Source organism: Streptomyces sp. a15 (assembly GCF_059026085.1).
In genome coordinates this window covers 251,175-268,662 of the sequence record NZ_JBWLKM010000003.1, presented here as the reverse complement: position 1 = coordinate 268,662, position 17,488 = coordinate 251,175, and the positions used below count along the sequence as shown (strand labels likewise).

14 protein-coding genes are annotated in these 17,488 nt (G+C 71.0%); 8 read left to right on the top strand and 6 right to left on the bottom strand.

Going from position 1 to position 17,488, the window contains the following annotated elements; all coding sequences use genetic code 11:
• Positions 1-9: 9 nt before the first annotated feature.
• The 4 genes from AC5P09_RS05815 to serA all read left to right on the top strand — a co-directional run bounded on the left by AC5P09_RS05815 (position 10) and on the right by serA (position 5,372).
• Complete coding sequence (locus AC5P09_RS05815; protein WP_493872745.1) at positions 10-1,866, top strand: acetolactate synthase large subunit; 1,857 nt, start codon at positions 10-12, stop codon at positions 1,864-1,866.
• A 20-nt stretch (positions 1,867-1,886) separates the two neighbouring features.
• Positions 1,887-2,414, top strand: a complete 528-nt coding sequence (ilvN, locus tag AC5P09_RS05810) for an acetolactate synthase small subunit (protein ID WP_493872744.1) — start codon at positions 1,887-1,889, stop codon at positions 2,412-2,414.
• Between the two features lie 118 nt (positions 2,415-2,532).
• The gene (gene ilvC, locus AC5P09_RS05805; RefSeq protein WP_493872743.1) at positions 2,533-3,534 is read left to right on the top strand and encodes a ketol-acid reductoisomerase; all 1,002 of its coding nucleotides are present in this window, start codon (positions 2,533-2,535) and stop codon (positions 3,532-3,534) included.
• A 248-nt stretch (positions 3,535-3,782) separates the two neighbouring features.
• The gene (serA, locus tag AC5P09_RS05800; RefSeq protein ID WP_307677478.1) at positions 3,783-5,372 is read left to right on the top strand and encodes a phosphoglycerate dehydrogenase; all 1,590 of its coding nucleotides are present in this window, start codon (positions 3,783-3,785) and stop codon (positions 5,370-5,372) included.
• An 85-nt stretch (positions 5,373-5,457) separates the two neighbouring features.
• On the opposite strand, the gene AC5P09_RS05795 is transcribed toward serA, so the two are convergent.
• On the bottom strand, positions 5,458-6,984 hold the full coding sequence (locus AC5P09_RS05795; protein ID WP_493872742.1) for an MFS transporter: 1,527 nt from the start codon (positions 6,982-6,984) through the stop codon (positions 5,458-5,460).
• 97 nt (positions 6,985-7,081) lie between these two features.
• Between AC5P09_RS05795 and AC5P09_RS05790 the strand changes: the two genes are divergently transcribed.
• Entirely contained in the window at positions 7,082-7,663 is a 582-nt protein-coding gene (locus AC5P09_RS05790; RefSeq protein WP_493872741.1) for a TetR/AcrR family transcriptional regulator, read from the top strand.
• On the opposite strand, the gene AC5P09_RS05785 is transcribed toward AC5P09_RS05790, so the two are convergent.
• The 5 genes from AC5P09_RS05785 to AC5P09_RS05765 all read right to left on the bottom strand — a co-directional run bounded on the left by AC5P09_RS05785 (position 7,650) and on the right by AC5P09_RS05765 (position 13,822).
• A complete protein-coding gene (locus AC5P09_RS05785; protein ID WP_493872740.1) occupies positions 7,650-8,327 on the bottom strand; it encodes an ATP-binding cassette domain-containing protein in 678 nt (225 codons plus the stop codon). The two genes, AC5P09_RS05790 and AC5P09_RS05785, sit on opposite strands and share 14 nt — an antisense overlap.
• Positions 8,311-9,294, bottom strand: coding sequence for an ABC transporter ATP-binding protein (locus tag AC5P09_RS05780; RefSeq protein WP_493872739.1), 984 nt, complete (start codon positions 9,292-9,294; stop codon positions 8,311-8,313). The genes AC5P09_RS05785 and AC5P09_RS05780 overlap by 17 nt, the downstream gene beginning before the upstream one ends.
• A complete protein-coding gene (locus AC5P09_RS05775) occupies positions 9,284-11,017 on the bottom strand; it encodes an ABC transporter permease subunit (protein ID WP_493872785.1) in 1,734 nt (577 codons plus the stop codon). The genes AC5P09_RS05780 and AC5P09_RS05775 overlap by 11 nt, the downstream gene beginning before the upstream one ends.
• Positions 11,018-11,034: 17 nt before the next feature.
• A complete protein-coding gene (locus AC5P09_RS05770; RefSeq protein WP_493872738.1) occupies positions 11,035-12,531 on the bottom strand; it encodes an ABC transporter substrate-binding protein in 1,497 nt (498 codons plus the stop codon).
• Between the two features lie 88 nt (positions 12,532-12,619).
• Positions 12,620-13,822, bottom strand: a complete 1,203-nt coding sequence (locus AC5P09_RS05765) for a helix-turn-helix domain-containing protein (protein WP_493872737.1) — start codon at positions 13,820-13,822, stop codon at positions 12,620-12,622.
• 162 nt (positions 13,823-13,984) lie between these two features.
• On the opposite strand from AC5P09_RS05765, the gene AC5P09_RS05760 reads away from it, so the two are divergent.
• From AC5P09_RS05760 to AC5P09_RS05750, 3 genes are all read left to right on the top strand, one after another.
• A complete protein-coding gene (locus AC5P09_RS05760) occupies positions 13,985-14,911 on the top strand; it encodes a proline dehydrogenase family protein (protein WP_493872736.1) in 927 nt (308 codons plus the stop codon).
• A 31-nt stretch (positions 14,912-14,942) separates the two neighbouring features.
• Positions 14,943-16,574 (top strand): L-glutamate gamma-semialdehyde dehydrogenase, encoded by a 1,632-nt coding sequence (gene pruA / locus AC5P09_RS05755; protein ID WP_493872735.1) that lies wholly within the window; start codon positions 14,943-14,945, stop codon positions 16,572-16,574.
• Positions 16,575-16,650: 76 nt separating this feature from the next.
• Positions 16,651-17,478 (top strand): alpha/beta fold hydrolase, encoded by an 828-nt coding sequence (locus tag AC5P09_RS05750; protein WP_493872734.1) that lies wholly within the window; start codon positions 16,651-16,653, stop codon positions 17,476-17,478.
• Positions 17,479-17,488: the final 10 nt, after the last annotated feature.

The window sequence follows — 17,488 nt, the reverse complement described above, 5'->3', positions numbered from 1 at the left end:
GAGAAGAGAATGACGATGACCGAGCAGGCCACCGGGGCCCATCATCCGCAGCCGCGGCCCCGATCCGGAGGACACCAGCCCGCCCCCGAGAACGTCACGGGCGCGCAGTCCCTCATCCGCTCTCTCGAGGAGGTCGGCGCCGAGACGGTATTCGGTATTCCCGGTGGTGCGATCCTCCCGGCGTACGACCCGCTGATGGACTCCTCACGGGTGCGCCACGTCCTGGTCCGGCACGAGCAGGGCGCCGGCCACGCGGCCACCGGTTACGCGCAGGCCACTGGCAAGGTCGGCGTCTGCATGGCGACCTCCGGCCCCGGTGCCACCAACCTGGTGACGCCGATCGCGGACGCCCACATGGACTCGGTGCCGCTCGTGGCGATCACCGGCCAGGTGGCCTCCAAGGCGATCGGCACGGACGCCTTCCAGGAGGCGGACATCGTCGGCATCACCATGCCGATCACCAAGCACAACTTCCTGGTCACCAAGGCCGAGGACATCCCGCGGGTGATCGCGCAGGCGTTCCACATCGCCGCCACCGGCCGCCCCGGCCCGGTCCTGGTCGACATCGCCAAGGACGCCCTCCAGGCGCGGACGACCTTCTCCTGGCCACCGGTCCTGGACCTGCCCGGCTACCGCCCGGTGACCAAGCCGCACGCCAAGCAGATCCGCGAGGCCGCCAAGCTGATCATCCAGGCCAAGCGGCCCGTCCTCTACGTCGGCGGCGGCGTCCTGAAGGCCCATGCCACCGCCGAGCTGAAGGTCCTCGCCGAACTCACCGGAGCGCCCGTCACCACCACCCTGATGGCGCTCGGCGCATTCCCCGACAGCCACCCGCTGAACGTGGGAATGCCGGGCATGCACGGTGCGGTCACCGCCGTCACCGCGCTGCAGAAGGCCGACCTGATCGTCGCCCTCGGAGCCCGCTTCGACGACCGTGTCACCGGCAAGCTGGACAGCTTCGCCCCGTACGCCAAGATCGTCCACGCCGACATCGACCCGGCGGAGATCGGCAAGAACCGCGCCGCCGACGTGCCGATCGTCGGTGACGCCCGCGAGGTGATCGCGGACCTGGTCCAGGCCGTCCAGAAGGAGCACAGCGAAGGCCACCGGGGCGACTACAGCGCCTGGTGGAAGGACCTCAACCGCTGGCGCGAGACCTACCCGCTGGGCTACGACCAGCCCGACGACGGCTCGCTCTCCCCCCAGCAGGTCATCGAGCGCATCGGCCAGCTCGCCCCCGAGGGCACGATCTTCGCGGCGGGCGTGGGCCAGCACCAGATGTGGGCCGCGCACTACATCCAGTACGAGAAGCCCGCGACCTGGCTGAACTCCGGCGGCGCCGGAACGATGGGCTACGCGGTGCCGGCCGCCATGGGTGCCAAGGCGGGCGCGCCCGCGCAGACCGTCTGGGCGATCGACGGCGACGGCTGCTTCCAGATGACCAATCAGGAGCTCACCACCTGCGCCCTGAACAACATCCCGATCAAGGTCGCCATCATCAACAACGGCGTCCTCGGGATGGTCCGCCAGTGGCAGACCCTGTTCTACAACCAGCGGTACTCCAACACCGTGCTGCACAGTGGCCCCGAGTCCAACGGCAAGGAGCCGAGCGCCGGCACCCGCATCCCCGACTTCGTGAAGCTGTCGGAGGCCATGGGCTGCTACGCGATCCGCTGCGAGTCCGCGGACGATCTCGACAAGGTCATCGAAGAGGCCAACTCCATCAACGACCGCCCCGTCGTCATCGACTTCATCGTCCACGCGGACGCCATGGTGTGGCCGATGGTCGCCGCCGGCACCTCCAACGACGAGATCCTGGCCGCCCGGGACGTCCGCCCCGACTTCGGCGACAACGAAGACGACTGAGCGAGGAAGACCCAAGAGACATGTCCAAGCACACGCTCTCCGTCCTGGTGGAGAACAAGCCCGGCATCCTCGCCCGGATCGCCGCCCTGTTCTCCCGCCGCGGCTTCAACATCGACTCGCTCGCCGTCGGCGTCACCGAGCACCCCGAGATCTCCCGTATCACCATCGTGGTGAACGTGATCGAGGAACTGCCGCTCGAACAGGTCACCAAGCAGCTCAACAAGCTCGTCAACGTGCTGAAGATCGTCGAGCTGGAGGCCGGATCCGCCGTTCAGCGGGAACTCGTTCTGGTGAAGGTGCGCGCCGACAACGAGACGCGCTCCCAGATCGTCGAGATCGTCCAGCTGTTCCGCGCCAAGACGGTCGACGTCTCCCCGGAGGCCGTCACCATCGAGGCCACCGGCAGCGGCGACAAGCTGTCGGCGATGCTCAAGATGCTGGAGCCGTTCGGCATCAAGGAGCTCGTGCAGTCCGGCACGATCGCGATCGGCCGCGGTTCGCGTTCGATCACCGACCGGTCGCTGCGCGCCCTGGACCGGTCCGCCTAACAACGAGAACGGGCGGTCGGCGACCACCGACCGCCCGTATACCGAGACCCCGAAACTCGACTTCCGCCCGCCGTCATACGGTGGGACGCAACACCTGCACACAAGGAGAGAACCCAAAGTGGCCGAGCTGTTCTACGACGCCGACGCCGACCTGTCCATCATCCAGGGCCGCAAGGTCGCGGTCATCGGTTACGGCAGCCAGGGCCACGCCCACGCGCTGTCGCTCCGTGACTCGGGTGTCGACGTGCGTGTCGGTCTGCACGAGGGCTCCAAGTCCAAGGCGAAGGCCGAGGAGCAGGGCCTGCGCGTGGTCACCCCGGCCGAGGCCGCCACCGAGGCCGACGTCATCATGATCCTGGTCCCGGACCCGATCCAGGCCCAGGTCTACGAGGAGTCCATCAAGGACAACCTCAAGGACGGCGACGCCCTCTTCTTCGGCCACGGCCTGAACATCCGCTTCGACTTCATCAAGCCCCCGGCCGGCATCGACGTCTGCATGGTCGCCCCCAAGGGCCCGGGCCACCTGGTGCGCCGCCAGTACGAGGAGGGCCGCGGCGTTCCCTGTATCGCGGCGGTCGAGCAGGACGCGACCGGCAGCGCCTTCGAGCTGGCTCTCTCGTACGCGAAGGGCATCGGCGGCACCCGCGCCGGCGTCATCAAGACGACCTTCACCGAGGAGACCGAGACCGACCTGTTCGGTGAGCAGGTCGTCCTGTGCGGTGGTACGGCCGCGCTGGTCAAGGCCGGTTTCGAGACGCTGACCGAGGCGGGCTACCAGCCGGAGATCGCCTACTTCGAGTGCCTGCACGAGCTGAAGCTGATCGTCGACCTCATGTACGAGGGCGGCCTGGACAAGATGCGCTGGTCGGTCTCCGAGACCGCCGAGTGGGGCGACTACGTCACCGGCCCGCGGATCATCACGGACGCCACCAAGGCCGAGATGAAGAAGGTCCTCGCCGAGATCCAGGACGGCACCTTCGCCCGTGAGTGGATGGCCGAGTACCACGGCGGTCTGAAGAAGTACAACGAGTACAAGCAGCAGGACGCCGACTCCCTGCTGGAGACCACCGGCAAGGAGCTGCGCAAGCTGATGTCGTGGGTGAACGACGACGAGGCGTAGGCCGTAGGGCCGGGGCCGCGGCGCATCGCCGCGGCCCCGTCGCCGAACCACCGGTTACCGCTCGTCCACGGCGTCCAGCCACGGACGAGTGATCCTTCCGTGGAGGCGCAGGACGACCTCCGTCGCGGCACTAGACTGCTGCATTACATACGCGTCGGGCCCACAGCGTCGTGCGTCTTCCACGCGGCTACCCTCCACCGCCTGCGGCCGTCGGGACGGCCGTCCGCAATGGACCTGTGAGGACTCACGTGAGCTCGAAACCTGTCGTACTCATCGCTGAAGAGCTGTCGCCCGCGACCGTCGACGCCCTGGGCCCGGACTTCGAGATCCGGCACGTCAACGGCGCGGACCGGGCCGAGCTGCTGCCCGCCATCGCCGACGTCGACGCGATCCTGATCCGCTCGGCCACCAAGGTCGACGCCGAGGCCGTCGCCGCCGCGAACAAGCTGAAGGTCGTCGCGCGAGCCGGCGTCGGCCTGGACAACGTCGACGTCTCCGCCGCCACCAAGGCCGGCGTCATGGTCGTCAACGCCCCCACCTCGAACATCGTGACCGCCGCCGAGCTGGCCTGCGGCCTCCTGCTCGCCACCGCGCGCCACATCCCGCAGGCCAACACCGCCCTGAAGAACGGCGAGTGGAAGCGCAGCAAATACACGGGTGTCGAGCTCGCGGAGAAGACCCTCGGTGTCGTGGGTCTGGGCCGTATCGGCGCGCTCGTCGCCCAGCGGATGTCGGCCTTCGGCATGAAGGTCGTCGCCTACGACCCCTACGTGCAGCCCGCGCGGGCCGCGCAGATGGGCGTCAAGGTGCTGTCGCTGGACGAGCTGCTCGAGGTCGCGGACTTCATCACCGTGCACCTGCCGAAGACCCCCGAGACCCTCGGTCTCATCGGCAACGAGGCGCTGCACAAGGTCAAGCCGAGCGTGCGCATCGTCAACGCCGCGCGCGGCGGGATCGTCGACGAGGAGGCGCTGTACTCGGCGCTCAAGGAGGGCCGCGTCGCCGGCGCCGGCCTGGACGTGTACGCGAAGGAGCCCTGCACGGACTCCCCGCTGTTCGAGCTCGACCAGGTCGTCTGTACCCCGCACCTCGGCGCGTCCACCGACGAGGCGCAGGAGAAGGCCGGTATCGCCGTCGCCAGGTCGGTGCGCCTGGCCCTCGCCGGCGAGCTGGTCCCGGACGCGGTCAACGTCCAGGGCGGCGTCATCGCCGAGGACGTCAAGCCGGGCCTGCCGCTCGCCGAGCGCCTCGGCCGGATCTTCACGGCGCTCGCCGGTGAGGTCGCGGTCCGCCTCGACGTCGAGGTGTACGGCGAGATCACCCAGCACGACGTGAAGGTGCTGGAGCTCAGCGCCCTCAAGGGTGTCTTCGAGGACGTCGTCGACGAGACCGTGTCGTACGTCAACGCCCCGCTGTTCGCGCAGGAGCGCGGTGTCGAGGTTCGCCTGACGACGAGCTCGGAGTCCGCCGACCACCGCAACGTGGTGACCGTGCGCGGCACGCTCGGCAGCGGCGAGGAGGTCGCGGTCTCCGGCACGCTGGCCGGCCCCAAGCACCTGCAGAAGCTCGTCGCGGTCGGCGAGTACGACGTCGACCTCGCGCTCGCCGACCACATGGTCGTCCTGCGGTACGAGGACCGTCCGGGCGTCGTCGGCACCGTCGGCCGCGTCTTCGGCGAGGCCGGCATCAACATCGCCGGCATGCAGGTGTCGCGGGCGGTGGCGGGCGGCGAGGCGCTGGCCGTGCTGACCGTGGACGACACCGTGCCCGCCGGGGTGCTGGCCGAGGTCGAGGCGGAGATCGGCGCGACGTCGGCCCGCGCGGTGAACCTGGTCTGACGTTCGACGGCGTTCGACGGCGTTTGAGGACGTGTGACGGCAGGAAGCCGGGTGAGCCGAGAGATCTCGGTTCACCCGGCTTCTGTCATGCCAGGACCTTTTCCGGCTCCGGAGTCTCCTCCCGCACCTGGACCCGCCGCAGCGTCACCGCCGCCAGCACGGCCGCCCCCGCCAAGACCACCGCTCCCGCGATCGCCGCCCCCTGCATCCCACTGGTGAACGCCTCCCGAGCGGCCGTGGCCAGCCCGGGCACCTGGTCGGCCACGGCCAGCGCCCCGCCCAGCGTCTCGTGGGCCACGTCGGGCGCCGAGCCCGGAATCTCGTGCCGGTAGACCGCCGCACCGATCGCTCCGAGCACCGCCATGCCCAGCGCGCCGCCGAACTCCGCGCCCGTCTCCATCAGCGAGGAGGCGGAGCCCGCCCGCTCCACCGGGGCGGTGCCCATCGCGAGGTCCATGAGCTGGGACATCACGATGACGCCGCCGACGGCGAGCACAGCGCACGCGGCCAGCACCAGCCACATCGAGTCCGTGCCGGCGAGGGACAGCAGTGCGAAGCCGCCCGCTGAGATCGCGAAGCCCGCGGTGACGACGTGGGCGCGGTCGACGCCCCGCTGGACCAGGGCGGCGGCGACCGGGGCCGCCGCCGCGATGGGTAGCGACGGCAGCAGCGCCCACAGGGCCGCCTCCAGCGCGCTCTTGTCGAGCACCGACTGCAGGTACTGCGTGGTGAAGTAGGCCGACCCCATGATCCCGAACGCCGAGACCAGGTTCAGGGCCACGGCGGGTGCGAAGCCGCGGCCGCGGAACAGGGCGGGGGAGATCATCGGCGAGGCGGCGGTGCGCTGGCGGTGGACGAAGAGGGCCGCGAAGAGCAGACCGACGGTGATCGAGACGACGTAGCGGACGTTCCAGCCCTCGGACGGGATCTCTTTGAGGCCGTAGACCACGGGGAGCACGGCGGCCATCGACAGCGGAACGCTCGGCCAGTCGAAGCGGCCGGGAACAGGGTTCTTCGACTCGGGGAGCAGTACCCGCCCGAGGAGCAGCAGCAGTGTCATCGCGGGCAGGTTGACCAGGAAGACCGAACCCCACCAGAAGTACTCGACCAGCACACCGCTCATCACCGAGCCGAGTGCGATGCCGGCCGTCATCACGCCGGACCACATGCCGATCGCCTTCGCGCGCTGGCCGGGGTCGGTGAACATCGTGCGGGTCAGCGCGATCGTCGACGGCATCAGGGTCGCGCCGCCGATGCCGAGGACCGCGCGGGCCGCGATGAGGGTCTCGGCGCTGTGCGCGTACGCCGCCACCAGCGAGGCCGCGCCGAAGGCGGCGGCGCCGATCAGGAGGAGCCTGCGGTGGCCGATGCGGTCGCCGAGTGAGCCCATCGTCATCAGCAGGCCGGCCAGCACGAAGGCGTAGATGTCGAAGATCCACAGCTGCTGGGTGCCGCTCGGTTCCAGGTCCGCGCTGATCGCCGGGATCGCGAAGTAGAGGACCGAGACATCCATGGAGACCAGCAGCAGCGGAAGCATCAGCACGCCGAAGGCGGTCCATTCGCGGCGCCCGGCTCGGAGGCCCACGGAAGTGCTCGTCGGGTTCGTCGTCATGCGGAGGAATGTACGCGCGTCCTAAACGCTTGTCTAGAACGGCTGTATAAGACGAACGTCTGGGACAGTTGTATGCGGCGGCGGTAAGGTGGCTCGCATGGGACACCGTGAGGATCTGCTCGAAGGCGCCAAGCGCTGCCTCCTGCAGAAGGGCTTCGCCCGCACGACGGCACGCGACATCGTCAAGGAGTCGGGGACGAACCTGGCGTCCATCGGCTACCACTACGGCTCGAAGGGCGCGCTGCTCGCGCAGGCCTACGTCTTGCTCGTCGAGGACATGGGCGATGCCTTCGAGGGGGACGGGGCCGGCCTGAGCGCCGAGCCCGGCTCCCTCGAACGGTTCCAGGAGGTGTGGTCGAACATCGTCGGCACCATGCGGAAGCCGGGCTCCATCTGGCACCTCAGCATGGAGGTCGTGGCCATGGGAGACCAGATGCCCGAGGTGCGCGACCACCTGGCGCGCGCCCAGCGCGAGGCCGGGCGCGGGCTTGTCCCGCTGCTCATGGGCGGGCGCGAGGAGGACGTCTCCGACGAGACCGCGGACACCCTCGGCCTGTTCTACGTGACCCTGATGACCGGCCTCATCGCGCAGTGGAGCTTCGACCCCGAGACCGCACCCGGCGCGGAGCAACTCACGGAAGGGCTGCGCCAGGTGATCGCCGGAGCTACGAAGAGCTGACCCGCCCGTCCCGCATCTCGATCACCCGGTCCGCGAAGTGCCGTACGACCGCCCGGTCGTGGCAGATGAACAGGTAGCCGAGCCCCAGCTCGTCCTGGAGGTCGGCGAGCAGGTTCAGCACGCCGGCCCGCACGGACGGGTCGAGGGCCGACACCGGTTCGTCGAGGATCAGCAGGCGCGGCTCGGAGGCGAGCGCGCGGGCGATGCCGGCGCGCTGGCACTGGCCGCCGGAGAGTTCGTGCGGGTGACGGTCGCCGTACGACGGGTCGAGGCCGACCCGGTCGAGGAGTTCGGCCACGCGGGCGGGGCCGGTCTCCGCGTTCCAGCGGCCCTGGACCTTCAGCGGTTCCGCGACGGCGTCGCGGATGCGGTGGCGGGGGCTGAGGGAGCCGTACGGATCCTGGAAGACGGGCTGTATGCGCGGGCGGAGAGGGCGCAGCTCGCGTTCGGTCAGGGTGGTCAACTCCCGGCCCTCGAAGCCGACTTCGCCGCCGTCCGGGCGGCGCAGTTGCAGTACCGCCAGCGCCGTGGAGGACTTGCCGCAGCCGGAGGGGCCGTTGAGGGCGAGGGTCTCGCCGGCCTTCAGGGAGAAGGAGACATGGTCCACCGCCGTGACCGGTCCGTAGCGGACGACGAGGTCGCGGACCTCAAGAAGAAGAGGCATGCGGTTTCTCCATGAACAACTCGACGGCGAGGTCCGGGACTTCTGCCCATCGGTGGCAGGCGACCAGCCGCTCGTCCACCGGGACAGGCTCCGGCTCCTCGTGGTGGCAGGCCTCCGCAGCGAGCGGGCAGCGCGGCGCGAAGGCACAGCCCGCGGGCAGGGCGCCCGGGGCGGGCGGGGTACCGGGGAGCGTGGGCAGACGGCGGCCGCGCGCGTGTTCGGGGAGTGAGGCCAGGAGGCCCGCCGTGTAGGGAGCCAGGGGCCGGGTCAACACCTCGTCCGCCGGACCGAGTTCGGTCAGGCGCCCGGCGTACATCACCAGCGCGCGGTCCGCGTGCTGGCGTACGACGTCCAGGTCGTGGGTGACCAGGACGAGCGCCGCCCCGACCGCCTCGCGCTGCTCGCCGAGCACCCGGAGCACCTGGTCGCGGCGCTCCTCGTCCAGCGCGGTGGTCGGTTCGTCGGCGACGAGGACGTCCGGTTCGTTGATGGTCGCCATCGCGATCACCGCGCGCTGCCGCATGCCGCCGGAGAACTCGTGCGGATAGGCGCGGGCCTTTCGAGTGGCGTCCGGGATGCCGACGCGGTCGAGCGCGGCCACCGCCCGGGCCCGGGCTTCCTTCCGGGAGACACGGGCCACCGACCGTACGGCGGCGGCGAGTTGGTCGCCCACCCGGTGCACGGGGGAGAGCGCGGAGAGGGCGTCCTGCGGGACGAGGGCGATACGGCGGCCGCGCTGGGCGGCGAGGTCGGTCTTGCCCAGGAGCCGGATGCTCCCGCCGACCGTCGCGCCCGGTGGGAGCATGCCGAGCAGGGCGCGGGCCGTGAGGGACTTCCCCGCGCCCGACTCGCCGACCACGGCGAGGACTTCGCGCGGGCGGACGTCGAAGGACAGGCCGCGGACGGCCTCGACGCCGTCGAAGGCGATGCGGAGATCGCGTACCGAGAGCAGTGCCTCAGGCTGCAACGAGGGCCTCCTTCTTCGTCGTGACACGCTTCTTCGTGACCCGCCGGGGGCTGCGACGGCCCTGCGCGTACGCCGCTCCAGACACGGCGAGGCCGGCCAGCAGGGCCAGTGCCACCGCCGGGGCGAGGGCCGCCCACGGGGCGCGTTCCACGTAGGCGCGGGACTCGTCGAGGAGCAGGCCCCACTCGGGGGCGGGCGGCTGGGCGCCGAGCCCGAGGAAGCCGAGGGAGGCCAGGGCGAGGGCGATGCCGGGCAGACGCAGGAGGGCGTGCCGGGCGACGGGGCCGGCCACCGACGGCAGGATGTGCCGGGTGAGGATCCACAACGGGGGTGCGCCGATGGCGCGTTGGGCGGTCAGGAATGCCGACGCGCGTACCTCCTGCACCAGGGCCGCCGCGTGCGCCGACAGCGCGGGCCAGGACAGCAGGGTGACCGCGAGGGCGGCGCCGCCGGTGCCGGGTCCCACGGCCGCCGCGACCAGGATGCCGACGATCACCGGGGGCAGGGCGTTGGCGATGTCGGCGGCTCCGGTGGCCACGCCCGGCAGGAAACCCAGCGTCAGTGCGATCAGCAGCCCGAGCAGCCCGACGGCCGCCGCCGTGCCGACGGTCGAGGCGGCCCCGTGGCCGAGACGGGCGAGCACATCACGGCCGAGGCCGTCGGTGCCGAGCGGGTGTGACCAGGAGGGCGCGGCGAGGCGGGCCGTCGTGTCGATCGCGTAGGGGTCGCGCAGCAGGCCCCAGCCGATGGCCACGGCAAGCACGGTGAGCAAGGTCAACGGGATCGCGGGGTGGGTACGGACCGGACGGACCGGCGGCAGGGCCAGCCCGGCGTCACGCAGGGCAGGGCCCAGCAGCCGGCGCCGCAGCAGAGCGGCCAGCGCGCCGGTGACAAGGCCGAGGGCGAGGAGGGCGAGGATCGCGCCCTGGAGCAGCGGCAGGTCCTGTGACCTGGCCGCACCGAGGGCCGTGCGCCCGATGCCGGGCACCGCGAACACCACCTCAACGGCGACCGCGCCCCCGGTGAGACCGACGGCGGCCATCCCGAACTGCGGGACCAGCGGCGGCAGTACGCGCCGCAGGGCGGCTCCCGCGATCCGGGCGCGGTTGACTCCCGCGCCCCGCCACAGCTCCACCCACCGCTCGTCCAGTACGGCGGGCAGCGCGTCCGCGACCAGCCGGCCGAGCAGGCCGCCCGCCGGAACACCGAGGGCGAGCGCGGGCAGGACCATGTACTCGGGCCCCACCCACCCGGACGTCGGCAGCCAGCCCAGCCACACCCCGCACACCAGCAACGCGATCGTGGCCAGCAGGAACTCGGGCACGGCGGCCAGCATCGCGGCGAAGGCCCCGGCCGAGCCCCGCCCCCGCACCAGCACGGGCGCGACCAGGACGACGGACAGCAGCAGCGCCACGCCCAGTGCCGCGCCCATCAGCCCCAGCGAGACCTGGAGTCCGGAGACCACGGACGGCAGCACCTCGCTCCCCGACACCCAGGACGTGCCGAGATCGCCGCGCAGCAGGTCGGCCGCCCAACCGCCCAGCATCGAGAGGGGGCCCTCGTCCAGCCCGAGGTCCCGCCGTATGGCGTCCAGGGCCTCGGGGGTCGCCTCCTGCTCGGCGGACCGCGCGCGCAGTACGGTCAGCGCCGGGTCCTTGCCGGAGAGCCAGGGCAGCAGGCCCACGGCGGTCAGGACCCCAAGGAGGCACAGGACCCGGGTCATCCCGGCTGCGGTCGGCTTCACTTGACGTACGTGTCCGCGGTGACGAGCTCGCGCTCGCGCGGGTCGTGAGCGGCGCCGACGACGCCGGTGGCGTCGCCCTGGATCACCCGCTCGTGGAGCATCGGCACGGCCGCGTCGGTGGCGAGCACGGCGGCCTCGGCGGCGATGATCGCCGCGCGGCGGGTGTCACCGACCTTGGCCTCGCCGGACTTCTGTACCGCCTGGTCCACGGAGGAGTCGGCGAGCTGGGAGAGGGCGAAGGAGCCGTCGGAGGCGAAGTCGCTGTGCAGGTAGGCGACCGGGTCGCCGGAGTCGAGGACGGTGGCCCGGGACAGGATGAACGCGTCGAACTCGCCGGCCAGGGCGTCGGACTCGATGTTCGCGTATTCGCGGATGTCCAGCTTCACCTTGAACCCCGCCTTCTGCAGCTGCTGTTGCAGGGCCGCGGCCACCTCGGGCAGTTCGGCCCGGTCGGTGTAGGTGCCGATGGTGATGGTCTTCCCGGAGGGGGCGCCCGCCTTGGTCCGTGTCACCGGCTTGCGGATCTCGGCCGCCCACGGCAGCGCGGGGCCCAGCAGCCCCTCGGCGACGTCGGCGCGACCCTCGTACACGCCTTCTACGAGCGACTTGGCGTCGATCGCCTCGCGGGCGGCGGCACGCAGCGAGGCGTCCTTGAAGGCGCCCTTCTCGGTGTTGAGGTACAGGGTGTTGGTGCGCGGCATCGGGACCTCGGTGATCAGGTCCTCGTCCAGCAGTGCGGCCTGCGACACGGGCACCGCCTCGACGATGTCGGCCTCGCCGCTGCGGAGGGCGGCGGCGCGGGCGGTGCCGTCCGGCACGAACTTCACGTCGATTCCGGGGGACTTGGCCTTGTCGCCCCAGTAGTCGTCGTAGCGGTCGAGGGTGGCTGAGGAGGTGCCGTTGACCTTGGTCAGCTCGAAGGGGCCGGTGCCGGCGCCGACGGGGTTCACGGTCTTCCCCTGATACGCCTTCGCCGCGAGGATCGACAGCTGCGGGGAGCTGAGCCGCTGCGGGACGAGGGGGTCCTCGTCGCCCGTGGTGACGACGACCGTGTCGCCGCCCTGGGCCTTCGCCGTCAGCTCGACGCCGTCGAGGATGCGGGGCTTGGGGGCGGCGCCGGCGGCCGCGCTGAGGGAGCGGACGACGTCCTCGGCGGTCAGTTCCGTGCCGTCGTGGAAGGTGACCCCGTCCCTGACGGTGAACGTCCAGCTCTTCCCCGACTGGGTCCACTTGGTGGCCAGCGCGGCCTCGGCATCCCCCTCCTCGTCCAGCGTCACCAGCGTCTCCGCCGTCGACCAGCGGGACAGCTTGAACGCGTCGTCGGACAGCGGTGACAGCCCGGAACGTGGGGGCTGCATCATCGCGACACGTATTCGCTTGCCGCCCCCTTCACCGTCCGTCGCCGAATCCGACCCGGCGAAACAGCCGGTGAGCAGAGCGGTGGCGGCCGTGAGGGCGGTGGCGGGGAGCAGGCGGTGAGCGGGCAGGCGCACGGGACCCTCCGGGTAAAGGGGCGGTCAAGGGGTGAGTGTGCGCTGACCGTAGCATGATGACAATCGTTTTCAAAAGCCGGGTCTGACCCTAGAGACGCGCCCCTTTCAACGCCATGTGCAGCAGCAGTCGGTCCTCCCCGTCATCCAGGTCCAGCCCCGTCAGCTGCTCCACCCGCGACAACCGGTAGTACAGCGTCTGGCGGTGGATCCCCAGCTCCGCCGCCGTCCGGCCCGCCTGGCCCGCGCAGTCGAGGTACACCTCGGCGGTGCGGGCGAGTTCGCGATGGGTGGGGGACAGAAGCGCGCGTACGGCGGGGTCGTGGGCCGTTTCCGGGGGGAGGGAGGTCAGGAGGCGGTACGGGCCGATGGACGACCACTCGGCGATCGGGCCGAGGTGGGGTTCCGCGAGGGCCGCGCGGGCGGCGGCCGCGGCCTCCCGCCAGGCGACGCCCAGGTCCACCAGCCCGGCGCGGGCCGCCGCGATGCCGGCGGCGGCGCCGGTGCCCCGCCCCCGCTCCAGCAACCGCCCCGCCGCCGACGTCGCCGGTGTCATCACGTCCGCCGAGCGCAGTCGTACCAGCAGGGCCAGCGCCGTGGCCGTCGTCCCCCAGGGCAGCGTGCACAGGGCCGTCGCTCCCGGGACCGTACGGACGGAGGGGGCGTCGTCCGGGTCGGCGGAGGGCCAGGGGGTCACGCAGATCACCGTGTGGAGGGTGTCGGCTCGGGGGCCGAGGGCGGTGCGGAGTTCGGCGACCGTCATGTCGCGCTGCCAGTCGCGCTCGGCGGTGAGCACCGCACGGAGTTCCCGCGAGAGGTCCGCCCCGTGCTGCGCCTCGTCCGCGAGCAGGGCGCCGATCCGGGTCGTCACCTCCATGGCGGCGGTCAGTTGCCGATCGGTCGGCCCGGGATCGTCGTCCAGCAGCCAGACGTAGCCGAGGACGACACCGCGATGGCGTACGGGGAGACAGATCCGTCCGCGGTACACCCCCGCCTCCGGGGTGGGCGGAATGCGGACCGGGGCGGTCGCCCGGGTGATGCCGAAGCCCTCGAACCAGGTGCGGACCGCGGCCGTGGAGCGCCGGGTCAGGATCGAGCGGGTGCGAACCGGGTCCAGGGCGGAGGCATCCAGCTCGCCCTCGCTGTCGTACGCCCCGAAGGCGATCAGCTCGAAGTCACGGTTCTCCAGCGTCGCGGGTGCGCCGAGGAGCTCCGAGATCTCGTCGACCAGTTCCTGGTATTCGCCCTTGTGGTCCTTGTACTCCGACGTCGTCACTCGGGCATTCTCCCGCATTTCGCGCGCCCTTCATACATCTGTCTGAGATCTGCGGCACGGATGCGTGACAGCTGTCGATGGCAGACGATCGGAGGGATCCTTAGGTTTCACGGTGGTTCTCCGTGCCGTACCCGAATGACCGGGTTCCGGCCATCCGCTGCTCCTGTGTGGAGGTGCCCCGTGCTGGGTCCCGTGATTCTCGCCGCGTCGCGCAGCGACCGGATACGACGGCTGATCTCGGCGGCCCCGGTGACCAGGCAGGTCGTGGACCGCTTCATCCCGGGTGAGACCGTCGACGAGATCGTGCCGATCGTCCGGGAGCTGACGGACAGAGGGCTGGAGCTGACGATGGACGTCGTCGGCGAGGACATCACCACGCCCGGGCAGGCCGCCGCCGCGCGGGACGCGTACCTGGAGCTGGTCGACCGGCTGAAGCAGCTGGAGCTGGGCACCCGCGCGGAGATGTCCGTCAAGCTGTCGATGTTCGGGCAGGCGCTCGCGGGCGGGCACGAGCTGGCTCTCGCCAACGTCCGGCCCGTCGTCGAGGCCGCGGCCGCCATCGGGACGACCGTCACGCTCGACGCGGAGGACCACACCACCCTCGACTCGATGTTCGCGATCCACGAGGAGCTGCGGAAGGACTTCCCGCAGACCGGCTGCGTCATCCAGGCCTACCTCTTCCGCACCGAGGCCGACGCCCGCCGCCTCGCCGAGAACGGCAGCCGCGTGCGCCTGGTGAAGGGGGCGTACAAGGAGCCCGCCGAGGTCGCCCACCAGCACAAGCACGAGATCGACAAAGCGTACGTGCGGATCCTGAAGATCCTCATGGAGGGCGAGGGGTACCCGATGATCGGGTCCCACGACCCCCGGCTCATCTCCATCGCCCAGGAACTCGCCCACCGCGCCGGGCGCAAGCTCGACGAGTACGAGTTCCAGATGCTCTACGGCATCAGGAGCGAGGAGCAACTGCGACTGGCCGCCGAGGGCCACCGCGTGCGCGTCTACACCGCCTACGGCACCGACTGGTACGGCTACTTCATGCGGCGCCTCGCGGAGAAGCCGGCCAACTTGCGCTTCTTCGCCCGCTCCCTCATCACCACGGGCTGACCCACCCGCTCAGTAAGGAGTTACGGAACTCATGGACGCTGTGACCCAGGTCCCCACCCCCGTCAACGAGCCGGTGCACGGCTATGCCCCCGGCTCGCCCGAACGCGCCCGGCTGGAGGCCAAGCTGAAGGAGCTGGCCGAGAACCCGGTCGACCTGCCGTGCACCATCGGCGGCGAGAAGCGGCTCGGCGGCGGCGACCGCTTCGACGTCGTGCAGCCGCACAACCACAAGGCCGTCCTCGGGACGTACGGCAACGCCACCCAGCAGGACGCCCAGGACGCCATCGACGCGGCCCTCGCCGCCGCGCCCGCCTGGCGTGCGATGTCCTTCGACGACCGCGCCGCGATCATCCTGCGCGCCGCCGAGCTGCTGGCCGGCCCCTGGCGCGAGACGCTGGCCGCCTCGACCATGCTGGGCCAGTCGAAGACCGCCCAGCAGGCCGAGATCGACACCCCCTGCGAGCTGGTCGACTTCTGGCGCTTCAACGTCAAGTACGCCCGTGACCTGCTCGCCGAGCAGCCCCCGGCCAACTCCCCGGGCGTCTGGAACCGCCTCGACCACCGCCCGCTGGAAGGCTTCGTCTACGCGATCACGCCGTTCAACTTCACGGCGATCGCGGGCAACCTGCCGACCGCGCCCGCGCTCATGGGCAACGTGGTGGTGTGGAAGCCGAGCCCGACCCAGACGCACGCCGCCGTGCTCCTCATGCAGATCCTTGAGGAGGCCGGTCTGCCCAAGGGCGTCATCAACCTCGTCACCGGCGACGGCATCGAGGTCTCCAAGGTCGCCCTGGCCCACCGCGACCTCGCCGGCATCCACTTCACCGGCTCGACCAAGACCTTCCAGTACCTGTGGAAGACGGTCGGCGCCAACATCGAGAAGTACCGCTCCTACCCGCGCCTGGTCGGCGAGACCGGCGGCAAGGACTTCGTCGTCGCCCACCCGAGCGCCGACCCCGCGATCCTCAAGACCGCCCTGACCCGCGGTGCCTTCGAGTACCAGGGCCAGAAGTGTTCGGCAACCTCCCGGGCGTACATCCCGGCGTCGATCTGGAACAACGGTTTCCGCGAGGAGTTCGCCGCCGAGGTCGACTACATCACCATGGGTGACGTCACCGACCTGTCCCACTTCATCGGCGCGGTCATCGACGAGCGCGCGTTCGCCAAGAACAAGGCGGCCATCGACCGCGCGAAGGCGGACCCCGCCTGCACGATCGTCGCGGGAGGCTCGTACGACGACTCGACCGGCTACTTCGTCCGCCCGACCGTCATCGAGTGCGCGGACCCGGAGAACGAGGTCTTCACCACCGAGTACTTCGGCCCGATCCTCGCCGTGCACGTCTACGAGGACGACAGGTACGACGAGATGCTGACCCAGATGGAGTCGGTGTCCGACTACGCGCTGACCGGCTCGGTCATCTCGGGCGACCGCGCCGCCGCCGCGTACACGATGGACAAGCTGCGCTACGCGGCCGGCAACTTCTACATCAACGACAAGTCGACCGGTGCCGTCGTCGGCCAGCAGCCCTTCGGCGGCGGCCGCTCCTCGGGCACGAACGACAAGGCGGGCGCCCCCCAGAACCTGATGCGCTGGACGCTGACCCGCGCCATCAAGGAGACCCTGGTCCCGCCGACCGACTACACGTACCCGCACATGGGCTGACGGACGGTCAGGACATAAGAGGGGCCGGGTACTTGCCCGGCCCTTCGCCGGTTCCGGAGCGGGCAGACTCTTCGCCATGACGCAGACAGTGACGACCGACGACGGCGTACGGCTGTGGGCTTCGCGGCACGGGGCGGGCGAGCCTCTGGTGCTGTGCCACGGCGGGCCCGGACTGTGGGACCACCTGGAGGACGTGGCCGAGCTGCTGGCCGACCGGGCCGCCGTCGTCCGCTGGGACCAGCGTGGGTGCGGGCGGTCGGAGCGGTGCGCCGGGCCGTGGACCACCGAGCGGTTCGTGGCCGATCTCGACGCCGTACGACGGCACTTCGGGCTGGAGCGCATGGCTCTGCTCGGCCATTCCTGGGGCGCGCAGCTGGCGTTGAGCTATGCGCTGGCCCGTCCGGAGCGGGTCGGTGCGCTCGTCTATGTCAGCGGTACGGGCATCGACCCGGTGTCCGACTGGCACGGGCCCTTCAAGGAGAACTTCCTCGCCCGCCTCGGGGAGGTCCCCGAACGGCTCGCCCGCTGGCGGGAGTTGCCGGACGGGGACCGCGAGCGGGCGGTCCTGCAGTGGTCGATCGAGTTCGAGGACCGCGAGCGGGCGTCGGAGCACGCCGGACGCATGGCCGACCCCTGGTTCGGGATCAACACCGAGTGCAACAAGGCCCTGAACGACGAGACGAGGCGCGCCTGGGGCACCCCCGAGCTGTACGCCGCCTGCCAGGCCCTCGATCTGCCCGTGCTCATCGTCGACGGCGCCAAGGACATCCGGCCCCGCTCGTCCGTGGACTCCCTGGAGCGGGCGTTGCCGCGGGTCCGGCGGGTGGTGCTGCGGGAGGCCGGGCACCTCCCGTGGGTGGAGGACCCGAAGGGCTTCCGGGAGGCGGTCACGGGGGTGCTCTGAGTCCCGGACG

Bases quoted from the DNA above. Each gene is read 5' to 3' on its own strand.
- AC5P09_RS05795 (WP_493872742.1), bottom strand. From the start codon at position 6,984: ATGACGACGAACCCGACGAGCACTTCCGTGGGCCTCCGAGCCGGGCGC.
- ilvN (WP_493872744.1), top strand. From the start codon at position 1,887: ATGTCCAAGCACACGCTCTCCGTCCTGGTGGAGAACAAGCCCGGCATC.
- AC5P09_RS05775 (WP_493872785.1), bottom strand. From the start codon at position 11,017: ATGACCCGGGTCCTGTGCCTCCTTGGGGTCCTGACCGCCGTGGGCCTG.
- AC5P09_RS05790 (WP_493872741.1), top strand. From the start codon at position 7,082: ATGGGACACCGTGAGGATCTGCTCGAAGGCGCCAAGCGCTGCCTCCTG.
- pruA (WP_493872735.1), top strand. From the start codon at position 14,943: ATGGACGCTGTGACCCAGGTCCCCACCCCCGTCAACGAGCCGGTGCAC.
- AC5P09_RS05785 (WP_493872740.1), bottom strand. From the start codon at position 8,327: ATGCCTCTTCTTCTTGAGGTCCGCGACCTCGTCGTCCGCTACGGACCG.
- AC5P09_RS05765 (WP_493872737.1), bottom strand. From the start codon at position 13,822: ATGCGGGAGAATGCCCGAGTGACGACGTCGGAGTACAAGGACCACAAG.
- AC5P09_RS05815 (WP_493872745.1), top strand. From the start codon at position 10: ATGACGATGACCGAGCAGGCCACCGGGGCCCATCATCCGCAGCCGCGG.
- AC5P09_RS05750 (WP_493872734.1), top strand. From the start codon at position 16,651: ATGACGCAGACAGTGACGACCGACGACGGCGTACGGCTGTGGGCTTCG.